The 14,929-nt window shown below is 47.8% G+C and carries 15 protein-coding genes; 8 read left to right on the top strand and 7 right to left on the bottom strand.

What is annotated here, in order from left to right; all coding sequences use genetic code 11:
* Nucleotides 1–269 precede the first annotated feature (269 nt).
* The 4 genes from Q0L39_RS01470 (at nt 270) to gpmI (ending at nt 4,761) form a co-directional block, all read left to right on the top strand.
* Nucleotides 270–1,466 carry a phosphoglycerate kinase gene (locus tag Q0L39_RS01470; RefSeq protein WP_296626568.1) on the top strand — a complete coding sequence of 399 codons (1,197 nt, stop codon included), beginning with the start codon at nt 270–272 and terminating at the stop codon, nt 1,464–1,466.
* An 84-nt stretch (nt 1,467–1,550) separates the two neighbouring features.
* Complete coding sequence (locus tag Q0L39_RS01465) at nt 1,551–2,135, top strand: hypothetical protein (protein WP_296626567.1); 585 nt, start codon at nt 1,551–1,553, stop codon at nt 2,133–2,135.
* 26 nt (nt 2,136–2,161) lie between these two features.
* The gene (gene tpiA, locus Q0L39_RS01460; protein WP_296626566.1) at nt 2,162–2,926 is read left to right on the top strand and encodes a triose-phosphate isomerase; all 765 of its coding nucleotides are present in this window, start codon (nt 2,162–2,164) and stop codon (nt 2,924–2,926) included.
* A 317-nt stretch (nt 2,927–3,243) separates the two neighbouring features.
* Complete coding sequence (gpmI, locus tag Q0L39_RS01455; protein WP_296626565.1) at nt 3,244–4,761, top strand: 2,3-bisphosphoglycerate-independent phosphoglycerate mutase; 1,518 nt, start codon at nt 3,244–3,246, stop codon at nt 4,759–4,761.
* 215 nt (nt 4,762–4,976) lie between these two features.
* Here the strand turns inward: gpmI and Q0L39_RS01450 are convergent, their stop codons facing one another.
* Nucleotides 4,977–5,648: a hypothetical protein gene (locus Q0L39_RS01450; RefSeq protein WP_296626564.1), complete on the bottom strand. Its 672-nt coding sequence runs from the start codon at nt 5,646–5,648 to the stop codon at nt 4,977–4,979.
* Nucleotides 5,649–5,818: 170 nt separating this feature from the next.
* Here Q0L39_RS01450 and Q0L39_RS01445 point away from each other — a divergent pair, with 170 nt between their 5' ends.
* On the top strand, nt 5,819–6,721 hold the full coding sequence (locus Q0L39_RS01445; protein ID WP_296626563.1) for a helix-turn-helix domain-containing protein: 903 nt from the start codon (nt 5,819–5,821) through the stop codon (nt 6,719–6,721).
* 2 nt (nt 6,722–6,723) lie between these two features.
* Here the strand turns inward: Q0L39_RS01445 and Q0L39_RS01440 are convergent, their stop codons facing one another.
* Nucleotides 6,724–6,933, bottom strand: coding sequence for a hypothetical protein (locus Q0L39_RS01440; RefSeq protein ID WP_296626562.1), 210 nt, complete (start codon nt 6,931–6,933; stop codon nt 6,724–6,726).
* A 391-nt stretch (nt 6,934–7,324) separates the two neighbouring features.
* Between Q0L39_RS01440 and Q0L39_RS01435 the strand changes: the two genes are divergently transcribed.
* Nucleotides 7,325–8,020, top strand: a complete 696-nt coding sequence (locus Q0L39_RS01435) for a hypothetical protein (RefSeq protein WP_296626561.1) — start codon at nt 7,325–7,327, stop codon at nt 8,018–8,020.
* 91 nt (nt 8,021–8,111) lie between these two features.
* Here Q0L39_RS01435 and Q0L39_RS01430 read toward each other — a convergent pair whose 3' ends face one another.
* The 4 genes from Q0L39_RS01430 to Q0L39_RS01415 all read right to left on the bottom strand — a co-directional run bounded on the left by Q0L39_RS01430 (nt 8,112) and on the right by Q0L39_RS01415 (nt 12,296).
* Nucleotides 8,112–8,240, bottom strand: coding sequence for a helix-turn-helix transcriptional regulator (locus Q0L39_RS01430; RefSeq protein ID WP_296626560.1), 129 nt, complete (start codon nt 8,238–8,240; stop codon nt 8,112–8,114).
* A 120-nt stretch (nt 8,241–8,360) separates the two neighbouring features.
* Nucleotides 8,361–9,869, bottom strand: coding sequence for an IMP dehydrogenase (locus Q0L39_RS01425; RefSeq protein ID WP_296626559.1), 1,509 nt, complete (start codon nt 9,867–9,869; stop codon nt 8,361–8,363).
* A gap of 236 nt (nt 9,870–10,105) precedes the next feature.
* Nucleotides 10,106–10,852, bottom strand: coding sequence for a gamma-glutamyl-gamma-aminobutyrate hydrolase family protein (locus Q0L39_RS01420; RefSeq protein ID WP_296626558.1), 747 nt, complete (start codon nt 10,850–10,852; stop codon nt 10,106–10,108).
* 112 nt (nt 10,853–10,964) lie between these two features.
* Nucleotides 10,965–12,296, bottom strand: coding sequence for a patatin-like phospholipase family protein (locus Q0L39_RS01415; protein ID WP_296626557.1), 1,332 nt, complete (start codon nt 12,294–12,296; stop codon nt 10,965–10,967).
* A 374-nt stretch (nt 12,297–12,670) separates the two neighbouring features.
* On the opposite strand from Q0L39_RS01415, the gene Q0L39_RS01410 reads away from it, so the two are divergent.
* Complete coding sequence (locus tag Q0L39_RS01410; RefSeq protein WP_296626556.1) at nt 12,671–14,101, top strand: MATE family efflux transporter; 1,431 nt, start codon at nt 12,671–12,673, stop codon at nt 14,099–14,101.
* Between the two features lie 6 nt (nt 14,102–14,107).
* Here the strand turns inward: Q0L39_RS01410 and Q0L39_RS01405 are convergent, their stop codons facing one another.
* Nucleotides 14,108–14,359: a helix-turn-helix transcriptional regulator gene (locus tag Q0L39_RS01405; protein WP_296626555.1), complete on the bottom strand. Its 252-nt coding sequence runs from the start codon at nt 14,357–14,359 to the stop codon at nt 14,108–14,110.
* 175 nt (nt 14,360–14,534) lie between these two features.
* Between Q0L39_RS01405 and Q0L39_RS01400 the strand changes: the two genes are divergently transcribed.
* Nucleotides 14,535–14,837 carry a sigma-70 family RNA polymerase sigma factor gene (locus Q0L39_RS01400; RefSeq protein ID WP_296626554.1) on the top strand — a complete coding sequence of 101 codons (303 nt, stop codon included), beginning with the start codon at nt 14,535–14,537 and terminating at the stop codon, nt 14,835–14,837.
* Nucleotides 14,838–14,929 lie beyond the last annotated feature (92 nt).

Below are 14,929 nucleotides of genomic sequence, written 5' to 3'. Positions count from 1 at the left end.
CAGACAGTGCAACGGCGTTCCTGCAAAGCTTTGTGAAAAATTACACAATTTATCTTTGTGATTCTCCTTTGGACACCACAAAAAGGAAAACCTTTGTTAAAATGCTGCAAAACCATATCCTCTGCCCTTGCAAAAAGAGGTGGGATAGATTACAATAGACTTAAATTGTAGATATTCTCATCTGCATTTTGGGCACAAATTTCCCTTGTGAATCACAGATTTTACAAACACCAAAATGGTGTGATAAAAGGAAAGGCAGGTCATTTACGATGAACTCTCTGAATAAAAAAACCATCGAAGATATTGATGTAGCCGGCAAACGTGTGCTTGTCCGCTGCGACTTCAACGTTCCTCTCAAGGACGGCGTTATCACCAACGACAAACGTATCGTTGCTGCTCTGCCAACCATTCAGTACCTGGTTGCACACAATGCAAAGGTCATCCTCTGCTCCCATCTGGGCAGACCGAAGGGCGAATACAAAGAGGAATTCTCGCTGGCTCCGGTCGCTGCAAGACTGTCCGAGCTGCTTGGTCAGGAAGTAAAACTTGCAAAAGATGAAAATGTTGTCGGCGAAAATGCAAAGGCTCTCTCCGCTGCAATGCAGGAGGGTCAGGTAATTCTGCTCGAAAACGTTCGCTTCAGAAAAGAAGAAACCAAGAACGAAGAAAACTTCTCCAAAGAGCTGGCTTCGCTGGCTGACATCTATGTCAACGACGCATTTGGTACCGCGCACCGCGCACACTGCTCCACCACCGGTGTTGCATCCTACCTGCCGGCTGTCTGCGGCTATCTGATTCAGAAAGAGATCTCGGTGATGGGCCAGGCGCTCAACAATCCAAAACGTCCGCTGGTTGCTATCCTGGGCGGCGCTAAGGTTTCCGACAAGATCGGCGTTATCAATAACCTGCTGGAAAAGGTTGACACCCTGATTGTCGGCGGCGGTATGGCTTACACCTTCTTCAAAGCAAAAGGCTACAACGTCGGCGCTTCGCTGTGCGAGGACGACAAGGTTGACCTTGCAAAAGAGATGCTCAAGAAAGCAGAAGAAAAAGGCGTTAAATTCCTGCTGCCGGTTGACAACAAACTCGGCGACAAGTTCGCAGAGGACTGCCAGACCCAGTTTGCTGATTCCGACAGGATTCCAGACGGATGGATGGGTATGGACATCGGTCCAAAATCCATCGAACTGTTCTGCGACGCTGTCAAGGATGCCGGCACCGTCATCTGGAACGGTCCTATGGGCGTATTTGAATTTGCTGCATTTGCAGAGGGCACACTGGAAGTTGCCAAAGCAATCGCTGCTTCGGGCGCCATCTCGATCATCGGCGGCGGCGACAGCGTTGCTGCTGTTACCAAGCTGGGCTTTGCCGACAAGATGACCCACATTTCCACCGGCGGCGGCGCTTCGCTGGAATTCCTGGAAGGTCTGGAGCTGCCTGGTATCGCTGCTCTCAACGAGAAATAATCGCACGTTTCTAAAAACAGATGCAGGAACCTTCTTGCATCTGTTTTTTGCCTGTCAACTTTTCCCGAAAGGAACCTTCGAATCATGATGTATTATCCCGATTTTTCCCATATTTTCAGCACCCTGGTTCCCGTGATGTTTAGTTTTTCTTCGCTGATCAGCCTGGTATTGTATATCCTCGGATCGGTAGGACTTTACAGCATGGCCCGCAACACCGGTGTCAGAAACCCCTGGTTTGCCTGGATTCCCATCGCCAGAGACTTTCTGCTGGGATCGCTTGCTGACCGTTATAACAGCACAGCGATGCACAAAAACACCTCCTTGCATCTGTGGCTGACCATCCTCAGCGGTATCCAGACTCCGCTGTTTTATTTCCTGGTCATCATTGCTATTGTTCTTTCCCCATTATTTTACAACGTACCCATTCTGCTGCTTGCTTTGCTGCTGTTTTTGTTCCTGGCAAGCCTTGTGGGTATCGCATACAAGGTATTTTACCTGCTCAGTTTTTACTACGTGACGATGGATTACGAGCCATCCCGCGCAGTACTGTACACCGTTCTCGCTTTCTTTGATCTGGGCGGCATTCTGCTGTTTTTGTCCCGCCACAATGTTCCGGTGGGAATTGCCGGCAGATGTTATCCCGTCCAGCCAAAATACAATGTACATTAGACTTTACTGAAAGGATGTTTTTGAATATGAACAAACAGCTCCGCAAAGCCGTTGTAGCCGGCAACTGGAAGATGAACAACGATCGCAACGCTGCAAAAAAACTGATCACCGAACTGGCACCGATGGTAAAAGACGCTGCCTGTGAGGTCGTTCTGTGCGTACCATACACCAACCTGGAAACTGCACTTTCCCTGTGCGAAGGCACCAACATGCATGTTGGCGCTGAAAACTGCCACTGGGCAAAGAGCGGCGCCTTCACCGGCGAAATCTCCGCTGAGATGCTGGCTGAAATGGGCGTTGAGTATGTCATCATCGGCCACTCCGAGCGCAGACAGTACTTCGGCGAAACCGACCAGACCGTCAACGCGCGCGTCCGTGCTGCACTGGATGCAGGCTTGAAGGTCATCCTGTGTGTCGGTGAAGTGCTGGAACAGCGCGAGCAGGGCATCACCGAGGAGATTGTCAGCCTGCAGACCAAGGTTGCACTGGGCGGCGTCAGCGAGGAGGAGCTTTCCCGCGTTATCATCGCTTACGAGCCAGTTTGGGCAATCGGCACCGGCAAAACTGCTACTGCAGAGCAGGCAGAGGAAGTTTGTGCTATCATCCGCGGCGTGGTTGCAAAACTCTACACCAAAGCTGCTGCTGACGCGCTGACCATCCAGTACGGCGGTTCGATGAAACCAGGCAACGCCAAAGAGCTGCTCTCCAAGGAGGATGTTGACGGCGGTCTGATCGGCGGTGCTGCACTGGTTGCTTCCGACTTCGCAGCTATCATCGACGCTGCCCGCTAAGTTACCTTTTCTTTGCGCAGAAAAGAGGACAAAATATGTTCCATATTTGTCCGACCAAAAGAAAAGTGTTCGCTTCGCGGCACTCTTTCGATAGTAAGCAAAAAGCAGGCTGAGCCTGCACCCTGTTCTTTTCAGCCAAACTTTCGGAGAATGGAGCGCAGCGACATTCTCGGGGGCAATGAACGCAAAACCTGTTTTGATCACAAAGCAAAACATTGCCCATTTGCCTTCGGCGCAAAGACAGGTAGTCTGTAAAACAAAAGTTTTCATCCACCACATTCCTATAATCTTCCAGTATCAAAAGAAGGTGTATTCCCATGAAAAAACCACTCGTTTTAATGATTCTCGATGGTTTCGGTATCAATCACTCCGACAACGGCAACGCTATCCATGCTGCCAAAACACCAAACCTCGATAAATATTTTGCTCAGTATCCACACACCCAGCTGGGTGCCTCCGGTCTGGATGTCGGTCTGCCGGATGGTCAGATGGGCAACTCCGAGGTTGGACACACCAACATCGGCGCCGGCCGCATCGTCTATCAGGAACTGACCCGCATCACCAAATCCATTCAGGACGGCGACTTCTTCCAGAACGAAGCACTGCTGGGTGCAGTCGAAAATTGCAAGAAAAACAATTCTTCCCTGCATTTAATGGGACTTTTGTCCGACGGTGGCGTACACAGTCACATCGAACATCTGTATGGTCTGCTGGAAATGGCAAAGAAAAACAACCTCTCCAACGTCTATGTTCATTGCTTCATGGACGGAAGAGATGTTCCGCCTACCTCCGGCAAGGACTTTGTACAGCAGATCCAGAATAAATGTTCCGAACTTGGAATTGGAAAAATTGCTTCTGTAATGGGTCGTTATTATGCAATGGACCGCGACAACCGCTGGGAACGTGTCGAAAAAGCATACGATGTACTGGTTCGCGGCAAAGGCGTCCTCTGTGAAGATGCCGTCCAGGCGATGGCGGATTCCTATGCAAACGAAGTCACCGACGAATTTGTCATTCCATGCGTGATCGGCAATCCTGAAGAGGGCAGAATCTCCGCAAATGATTCGGTCATCTTCTTTAACTTCCGTCCAGACCGTGCAAGAGAGATCACCCGCACTCTGGTTGATCCGGACTTCACCGGATTTGCCCGCGAATTCTTCCCGTTGTACTATGTCTGCATGACCCAGTACGATGCCACCATGCCAAACGTACAGGTTGCCTTCAAACCGCAGAGCCTGCACGACACCTTTGGCGAATATATCTCCAAAAAAGGACTGACCCAGCTGCGCATTGCAGAAACCGAAAAGTACGCACACGTTACCTTCTTCTTTAACGGCGGCGTGGAAACCGTCTCCGAAGGAGAGGATCGCGCACTGATCAATTCTCCAAAGGTTGCAACCTACGACCTGAAGCCGGAGATGAGCGCATACGAAGTCACCGATGAGCTGCTTGCCCGTCTGGACAGCGGCAAATATGATGTTGTCATCCTCAACTACGCAAACTGCGACATGGTTGGACACACCGGTGTATTCGATGCCGCTGTCAAAGCAGTGGAAGCAGTCGACACCTGTGCCGGCAAGATCATCGAGAAGGTTCTCTCGATGCAGGGCACCGTTCTGCTGACCGCCGACCACGGCAACGCCGACAAGATGTACGAGGAGGACGGTTCTCCATTCACCGCACACACCACCAATCCAGTTCCGTTCCTGGTCATCGGTCAGGGCGACTGCAAGCTGCACGAAGGCAGACTGGCAGACATCGCGCCGACCATGCTCCAGATTCTGGGTCTGCCTCAGCCCAAAGCAATGACCGGCACTTCCCTTTTTCTTTGCTAAAAGAAAAAGGGAGCAAAAAGAAAAGTATTCGCTTCGCGGCGCTCCTTCCTTGCTTGGATAAAAAGGGAACAAAAAGTGTTCGCTTCGCGTTACTCTCCCGTCAGGGTAAAGGCAGGCGAAACCTACAAAAATGGATACACGAGAAAAGGACATCCGAACGGATGTCCTTTTCCTTTTGGGAATTTATTGATGTTGTGTTGAGGAGATCTCATATTTTATTTTGCAGTGACGCTTTCTGCTGCATACAGGGCTCCATCGCTGGTGTAGCCGTCGGGAGGTGTCAGCAGCGAAATCGCCTGCACCTGATATTCGTGACCGCTGGTCAAGCCGTCAAAACTGCCGTCGAGCTGTTCCATCTGCTCGATGGAGGTGTCCAGCATCTTGACCGCAAGGTATTCTCCTGTTTCTGCGTCGGATAGAGCAACAACGACCGCTGCCTGTGGCGCAAGCTCCTCGCAGGCGACAAGCACCTGATAGTCAACGCTGCCTTCCTGCTCGTCGAGCAGCAGACCCAGCTCCACCATCTCTCGTTCCAATCCTTCGCCGGTCAGCCAGCCATGGTCTTTGGCAAAGATGGTATTCTTTTGCTCATCCTGCTCAACCTCTATCACCGGTGTCGATGCGTGGATGGTATGTACTTCTTCGTCCACCTCTTTGGGTGGAACTTCGCCCAGAGTCAGAGCATCAAACGTTGCCTGCACCTCATCGGGCTGCGACTCAAACCACGACTTGTCCATCTCGCGGCACAGGTCGCCCCAGGTAGCGCCCTCATCTGGAAGATAGCCGCTGGCAGCATCCTTGCTGCACGCCGACAAGCCGAGGCTAACCAGCACACACGCCATCACAATGGCAAGTTTTCTCGCAGTTTTACAAAGGTGTCTGTTCATAGGATTGCCTCCTTTTTCCCGCAAAAGCTTATGTTCACCTTGTCATCATATTACTCTACAACGATCGCAAAGTCAAGAGGGCAAAAGAACATCCGAACGGATGTCCTTTTTCGGTGGCTTGATTTGGTTTAATTTTTACCCTATAATATGCATATTAGGAGGTGATTATTGTGAAAGCTTACCACATTGGTTTTTTCATCAAGCAAAAGCGAGAAAAAGAAGGAATCAGCCAGAAAGAACTTTGCAAAGGGATTTGTGATAACTCAACATTATCACGCATCGAACGAGGAAAACATGAGCCATCCATTAGTATTCTAAAAGCATTATTACAACGTTTAGGCATGGATGAAGATCCGTTTTCCATTCTGTTGGGTCCCAAAGATTTTGAAATATCAAATCTCCAAAAGGAGATTGTATTCCTCAATACACAAAAGCAATTTGAGCAAGCAGCGGAAAAAATAAAGCAGCTTGAAAAAATTGCGGATTCCGAAGATAAGATCGTAAAACAGTTCATTCTACGTTCCAAAGCACTCGCATGCTGTTGGACAGATTATACGACTGCACGTGAAATATTATTAGAATCACTCCGCATAACCCATCCTGATTTTGATTTCGACCACATCGGCGACTATCTTCTGAGTATCGATGAAGTAAAAATTTTAAATCAAATTGCAGTTACCTATTCGGAAACAGGCGACCGCCGCTATGCTATCTACATTTATCAACAACTATTTAAATCCCCTTTACAACAAGTAGTGAACAACGAAGCAAGAGCTTCTGTTTTATCATTACTTGCTTATAATTATTCCCGATTATTGGGAAAAGAAAGACGATATGAAGAATGTATCGAAGTTGCCCAGTATGGATATGACATCTGTGTGAAATACAATAAATGTCAGGAAATGGGAGGACTTCTCCTAAACATATCTTATAGTCTTCATGCATTGGGACAAGATGAAGAAAGTAAATCTAGACTTATAGATTCTTATTATGCCAATCGTTTGATGAAAAAATGCAAAAGTTGTGATGTCGTCCGTAAATATGCAGAAGAAACTTTCGGAATGAAACTTTAATTTTACATTACGTCTCCATCAGGATCGTCTACACACTTATAGGTGTCAATTGCATTGACTGCTTCTTCTGGAATATTTGTATCGTCCGCAAAACATATCTGTGGAACAACAACAAGAATCATTAAAACAGCAAGCATGGAAACCAGAAATTTTTTCATCGATATACAACCTTTCTTCACTTGTTTTTGTTGCAACGTATTAACTATAACCATAGTACTACATCCTTGTCAATAGGCAATTCACGCAATAATATAATTGCGTGAATTGCTCATTGATTTTTGGAATATTATAGGGTATTATGTGAATCAGGAGCTCCTAAAACTCTATGCAGAGGATGGATAGATTATCTCATGCTAAATCAAGATTTTTCAGAGAAAGCAGTTGCCATAATCAGCACTCTTCTTACAATCAGTCTCTTTATGCACTCACCGTTTTTGACGTGTTTTTTATGCGTTGTCGGTATAGTATTTCTGCTTTATCTGGTCATCATTCAGAAAGAACATCTGCTTGGAAAAATCATACCCTTTGCTTTTTATGCGGTTGTTCTTTGTTTGATAATCTTCGATCACATGCAGTAGAAAACATAAGGGAGGTCAACTTATTATGAAGAAACTAAAAGCTGTTTTTAGCACCGCACTAGCTATTGCTATGACGTTCATCGTATCGACATCATGCTTTGCTGCTGCTCCATCGAATCAAGGTCTTACAGAGCCCACAGAAAAGTTCATTGAGATGTGCGATAATCTTTTTAATAACCCTGAAGAATACAAGGCACTTGATAAAGGACAGAATGATGTCACTAATATTTTCATCAATAAGTATGCTTCATATTATGCTGCCGAAGAATATGGCGTATTATGGGATGCTTTTAAGGATGAACTGTACGGCATCATGTGGGAAGATGAAACACAGAAATCCACACGAGGAACAATTGTTAATCGTTCTGTAGAAAAAAGTTTTTATGTTATAGACGAAACAACAGAATTTTCTCCTGGAAAAACTTTTGAAATGACATATACTGTTAGTGGCGATTACTCTTTTGATAGCTCTAGCAGGCAAATTGTTGATTATTCTAACGCATATTTAAATATTGATTATTTCTGGGCTGGTAGTGCATTTGACTATCATTTATTTAATATTAATACAAGTGCTACGCCTACATCTGGAAACAATCGTGTTAACTTCCGCGCAACATTCTCTTTGACACTGGAATTTGAATATATCATTAATCATCTCCCAATACAAGCAGAAGAAGATTTCGGTCCTTACAGCGGTAGTGTTCTTGGCTATGCACAATAACAACCCCTCATTTTCTCTTGCCCTTAATAGATTCATCAAAATAAAAACCCAGCCTATACAGGATGGGTTTTTATTTTGATGAAATCCTTGCCTAGCTCTTTCCGCACTCGATGCGCGAGAGGGTGGTGCGGTCGCAGATACCATAACACAGTTGGGACTGGCTGACTCCCTGTTCTTCCCGCTTTCTGCGGATACAAAAACCGATATGATAACCTTTCACACCTTCCACCTCCTGTTTTCTTTATTATATCACAGCCAGCGAATTTTTGATATCTTTGTCAAACAGCAAAAAAAGACCTCACCAGCTGGTGAGGTCTTTTTCAATTTCGCATAGAAACCGTTAGATGATCTGACGGTTGCTGTCCTTGAGGACAACGTCGTGGGAACCGCCTTCGACGATCGAAACGGAGGATACCAGTGTGATCTTTGCTTTCTCCTGCAGTTCCGGAATGGTCATTGCGCCACAGTTGCACATGGTGGAACGAACCTTGCTCAGCGAGAGGTTAACGTTATCCTTGAGCGAACCTGCGTATGGAACGTAGGAGTCAACGCCTTCCTCGAAGGAGAGCTTCTTGTCGCCGCCCAGGTCATAACGCTGCCAGTTTCTTGCACGGGCAGAGCCTTCGCCCCAGTACTCTTTCATGTAGTTGCCGTTGATATTGACCTTGTTTGTTGGGCTTTCATCGAAACGTGCAAAGTAACGGCCCAGCATGATGAAGTCAGAACCCATTGCCAGTGCCAGAGTCATGTGGTAGTCCTGAACAATACCGCCGTCCGAGCAGATCGGAACGTAGATACCAGTCTCTTTGAAGTACTCGTCGCGGGCTTTTGCTACTTCGATGACTGCGGTAGCCTGTCCACGGCCGATACCTTTCTGCTCACGGGTGATACAGATGGAGCCGCCGCCGATACCGACTTTGACAAAGTCTGCGCCAGCTTCTGCCAGGAAGCGGAAGCCATCGCGGTCAACAACGTTGCCTGCGCCGACCTTAACGGTGTCGCCGTATTTTGCACGGATGAAGTCGAGGGTGCGTTTCTGCCACTCGGAGAACCCTTCGGAGGAGTCGATACACAGAACGTCTGCGCCAGCTTCTACCAGTGCAGGCACACGCTCCTCATAGTCACGGGTGTTGATACCAGCGCCGACAACATAACGTTTGTGCTGGTCGAGCAGCTCGTTTGCATTTTCTTTATGGGAGGAGTAGTCTTTGCGGAATACAAAGTATTTGAGTCTCTGGTTTTTATCTACCAGCGGCAGTGCATTGAGCTTATGATCCCAGATGATGTCGTTTGCCTCTTTCAGAGAGGTGTCTGCATCAGCGGTGATGAGGTTTTCATATTTGGTCATGAACTCGGAAACAGGGGTATCCAGGCTCATTCTGCTGACACGGTAGTCACGGCTGGTGACGATACCAACCAGCTTGCCGGTGGCAGTGCCGTCCTCGGTAACTGCGACGGTGGAGTGACCTGTTTTCTCTTTCAGATCAAGGATGTCCTTCAGAGTCTTGTCTGGGCTGATGTTGGAATCGCTGGTGACAAAACCTGCTTTATAGCTTTTTACTCTTGCAACCATCGCTGCCTCGTCCTGGATGGTCTGGGAGCCATAGATGAAGGAAATTCCGCCTTCTTTAGCCAGTGCAATCGCCATGTTGTCGTCGGATACCGACTGCATGATTGCAGATACCAGCGGGATATTCATGGTCAGCGGACATTCCTCCTGGCCTTTTCTGAACTTGACCAGTGGGGTCTTGAGGCTGACATTTGCTGGGATACACTCGGAAGAAGAATATCCAGGAACCAGCAGATATTCGCCAAAGGTGTGGGACGGTTCACTAAAATAAAATGCCATAATCTCAACTCTCCTCGATACATTAATTTGTCTGTAAAACCGGTTTACGAAACTCCTGTATTTCTAATAATGATACTATAAGCCCACGACAATTTCAACAGCAAATTTTGCAAAACGGCACAGTGAATAAATTTTGGCCGATGCGCAGGCGTGCCTTTTCGCAAATATGCTACAAAAGTTTAATAGAAAAAAGCGCTGTTTTCCTGTGAAAACAGCGCTTTTTGCCGAACTTTCGTTTATGCTTTGGAGCAGGCATCAATAAATGCGCAGAAAATATTTTCCGATACTTTATCTCCCAGCCCCAGATATTCCGGATGCCACTGGATACCCATGACAAACTTTTTATCTGGCAGATATGCCGCCTCGATGATGCCATCGTCCGCTGTCGCCATGCTGTGCAGCGGATCCGCCAGCTTTTTGATCGCCTGATGGTGCAGGGTATTGACGCCGATCTGCAAGAGTCCTCCGCTGAAGGTGTACAGAGGGGTATCGCGGATGACATTGACCTTGTGCATCGGCTTTTCCTGTTCCTCTTCCTTGTCGCGGCAATGCTCAATATGTACCGAGCTGCTGTGCTGGGAATTGATGTCCTGATACAGTGTTCCTCCCAGCGCCACGTTCATAATCTGAAATCCTCTGCACACACCCAGCACCGGCTTGTTCATACGGACAGCCTCCTGCATCAGCGGAATTTCCAGCGCATCTCTCTCCGGCTGAAGTTCTCCGCAGCAATCGAGCGTTTCCTCACCGTACAGTCCAGGGTGAATATCCGCACCGCCGCTGAACAGCACTCCGTCGACATGCTCCAGAATAGAGGTCACATCGGACGGATGAAAGCCATCCTCCAGGTTGGTCAGCGCAATCGGAATACCTCCGCAGGCATGGATCGCCCGAATAAAGCGCGGCAGCGCATAGCAGAACTTGCTTTCTTCTTTTTCATATTCCCCATTTTTGGGAGTAATTGCAATCACTGGTTTTCTCATAAGATCCCTCCGTCTTGTCATCAGCGTTTCCCGATGTTATATCAGGAAATGCTGCATCTAAAATGAACCTGTGTTCTCTTCTTCATATTTTATATGCTTTTTGTGTTTCTGTCTATTCGATGATATCTTCAAACGAAATCCGTTCCAGCAGGTACAAAAATACTGCTGCCACAAATTCCCGCCAAAAGGCAGAAACAACCACCAGCTCCGCCAGACTGCCTCCGCCTTGCAGGAAATGTTCGATCCGCTGCCGGATCAACAGCACCAGGAAGGAGCGATCCAGCTTTTGCAGCTCCTCCGCCATCCGCTGAAGATCGGTAAAATGTTCGGGATGAAATGCCTCTGTATCCACCGTTTTTTCTCTGCACTGCTCTGACTTCTGCAAAAGAAGCTGCAGAAAATCCCCGAAGAGATATTCTTTTTGCGGGTCGACTCCCAAAATTTCTCCCAGATACTCCGCCGCCATCATCATCTGGCGAGAGAGCGTAAAGGAATGAGGTGTGCTCATATAACGTGAACGTTTGCGAAACTCCCGCAGCATCCGGTGCAGCACCACATTTTGCACAGCAGAAACAATTTTAGGTTCCCTCTGTTCTGCCTGCTGTGCCAGTTCTTCCATCGCTTCATGCAGCGCAGCCGTATAGAAAAACGCGCTGTCCTTGACAAAGGCATACATCTGCCCGTCTACCTTATTAAATGCTTTGCAGGCGTCCAGATATCCAAGCTGAATATTTCTCCTTGCCAGCTGTCCTTCAAACTTTAAAAAGGAACCCAACGGCCAGAGACTGCGAATTAAAACAATCTTTTGATCTCCCTTTTTGATCCTGCGGCTGACCCCAACCGATTCCAGATCAATGGCGATAATCTGATCTGCACCCATTTTGAGCGCCAGATTGATCGGCATATTGTCGTGATAACCACCATCAATATATTTCTTTCCGTCGATCTCCTTTGCCTGAAACGCAGGAAAACACGCTGCTGAGGCCAACAGATACTCTCCCAGCATTCCCTGGGGAATGTCTTTTTTCTCCAGTTCCAGCGGCTTCATCGACGGATACTCCACTGTCACCAGTGCAAAGTCCACCGGCGATTTCCAGAACAGAGGTTCATCCAGCATCGAATTGACAAACTTTTCCAAAGCGGATATGTCTGCTCCACCCTTTGCCAATGCCTCATGTGCAAACACTCGAGTCAGCTGACGGTCGTCCAGCTCTCCTTTGCCTTCCAGCATATCGCCTACTACGTCCTGAGAGGACAGATTTTCCCAGATTTGCAGCGCTTTTTCAAAATCGCCCTGCACCATCAGCACACCATTGAGCGCACCAACGGAAGTGCCGGTAACCAGCTGATATTCAATACCCAGTTCGCGAAGCGCTTTCCATACGCCAATCTGATAAGCGCCTCGGGAACCGCCTCCTGCCAGCACAACTGCTGTTTTGCTCATCTGTGTCACTCCTTATCACCATATAATAATTGTAAAAATATACACCCTTTTATCGTTGGGCCGATGATTCTTTTGCACTTGACTGCCCCTGTAAAGGCATTGTTCTCCTCTGATTCGCCGACCCTCTTTTTTAAATAGACACTCTATCCAGTAATACCATAAATCGCCCGTTTTGACAAGAAGTATTTTCTGAAAAGCGAATATTTTTATAAAATATATACAAAAAACCAGAATATCTTATGGAAGTCCCCTGCCTTGTAATCATATTTAAAATATGCTATATTTAACATAACGATATGGTTGTTTTGCGTTATTTTTCCGACGTGAAACACCACTTTTTTTATCGTGTTTTGTATATTTGAGGAGGGTTTTTAATGAAGCATCGAATCGTTTCTGTAACGGACCCTGCCAGCAATCCCATTAAGGTCATCGTTATGCTGGCATGGCCGATCTTTCTTGAGCAGGTCCTGGTTTCTCTGGTTCAGTCGGTCGATACTGCCATGGTCGGCTCGCTGGGCGCCACAGCTACCGCCTCGGTCGCGATCAGCCAGAACCCTATCAACCTGATCAACTCGGTCATTATGGCACTCGGTGTCGGTTTTACCACCATGATTGCACGGGCGGTCGGTGCTAAACAATATGAATACAGCCGTCTGCTGATTCGTCAGTCGATCGTTGTCGTCGTCGGTCTGGGTATCCCTCTGTCCGTTCTGTGTTTTGCGCTTTCCCGCAAAATTCCGATTTGGATGGGCGGCGCTCCCGAAATTTTGGACGATGCGCAGATCTATATCCGCATTATTGCCTGCGCCATGATGTTCCGTGGACTGCTGATGGTTCTGACTGCTATCTACCGCGGCTTTGGCGACAGCCGTACTCCGATGCTTATCAACGTCGGCATCAACGCTTTGAACGTTATCGGCAACTATCTGCTGATCTATGACACCCACGATGTCACCCTCTTTGGACACACCTTTACGGTATGGGGCGCCGATATGGGTGTTGCCGGTGCGGCTCTTTCCACCGCTGCCTCCGGTATCCTCGGTTCGCTGGTGCTGCTGCTGATCTGTTTCCTTCCTCGCTCCGGCCCTATGCGCATCTTCCTCAACGAAAGCTTCCGTCCAAGCTGGGGAACGCTCAAGGATGTTGCTCAGGTCAGTCTCCCTGTTATGTTTGAACGTTTCACCATCTCCGGCGCTTTCGTGGTAACCTCCTCGATCATCGCTTCGCTGGGTACCATTTCTCTGGCGGCAAACTCCCTGGCAGGACAGGCAGAATCGCTGAGCTTTATGCCTGGCTTTGCTTTTGGTACTGCCGCAACCACTCTGGTTGGTCAGTCTTTGGGCGCCCGCAACGAACAGCTGGCCAGAAAATATGTCCGGCTCTCCTCGCTGATCGGTTCTCTTGTCATGTTTGTCATGAGCTGTTTCCTATTCTTTGGTGCAGAAAACATCATCGCACTGTTCACACCAGATGCTGCCGTCATTGCTTTGGGCGGCAAACTGCTGCGCATCCTTGCATTCATCCAGGTTCCACAGATGCTGGCAATGGTTCTTTCCGGTGCTCTGCGTGGTGCCGGAGATACCCGCAGCCCATTTGTCATCACTCTGTTCTCGATGTGGGGCGTCCGTATCCTCGGTTCTCTCATCGTGGTCAGACTGCTGCACAAGGATCTGCCATGGGTTTGCGCCGCTATGTGTCTGGACAATATCGTCCGTTTTGTCCTCTACTTCCTGCGCTATCGCCAGGGAAAATGGATCCTCGCAGCGCATCAGCCTTCTGCTGAACCCGCAGAAGCTGAAGCTTAAACGAGCTCAGCGGCTCAATCTTCTCTTAATCTCGCTGGACAGCAGGTCGATTCCCTGCGCCTGTTCCAGCTCCTGCATCAGATAGCCATCCGGCAATTCCAACACCTGCTCGATTTTGTGCACCATCTTTGGTCCAGGCATCCGCCTTCCCTGCTCATACATTCCAATGGTGCTTTCTGCTGTCTGTAACAGTGTTGCCAGCTGTTTCTGGGTGTATCCTTTTTCTTTGCGCAGTTGTTTGAGTTTTTTTGAAAACATCGCGGCCTCCATTTCACACAAAATCACATCTTTCATTTTGTATTTTAACAGATAATCAGGCGGTTATCAAGTAATTTTGTATGATTTATGTGATTTTATTCTTGACTTCATCTGTTTTATGTGCTAATCTAATCTTAAATTCACATGAGAATCACATTTAAAGAAGGTGAAGCGGATGAATCGACATTTTTCGAGTGACAACATGGATGCTTACCCCGATCTGGTGAGCTGTTTTCGCGGACAAACCAACCGGCGGCAGTTGGAGGAATATCGCGCTTTTTTGTACCGCGCTATCAAAACCGAGCTGACGCAGCGGCAGCGGCAGGTGCTTTCGATGTATTTTTTTGAAGGAATGACCTTTGAAGAAATTGCACGACAGCTGCATATCAACAAATCTTCCGCCTGCCGCGTGCTGCATCGCGCGTTGGATCGGCTGGCAGATTTGGCTGAACTTTACTTTTCATGTAATCAACGATAAAAAAACGCCTGCCAACTGAAGTGACCCCCAAAAGTTAGACAATATTTGAAAGTAAAAATTGTTTAAGCAACCGAAAGGGCTTGTTGTCTGTG

The organism is uncultured Negativibacillus sp. (assembly GCF_944388365.1).
Taxonomy (GTDB): domain Bacteria; phylum Bacillota; class Clostridia; order Oscillospirales; family Ruminococcaceae; genus Negativibacillus.
This window is presented reverse-complemented; position numbering and strand designations above follow the sequence as displayed.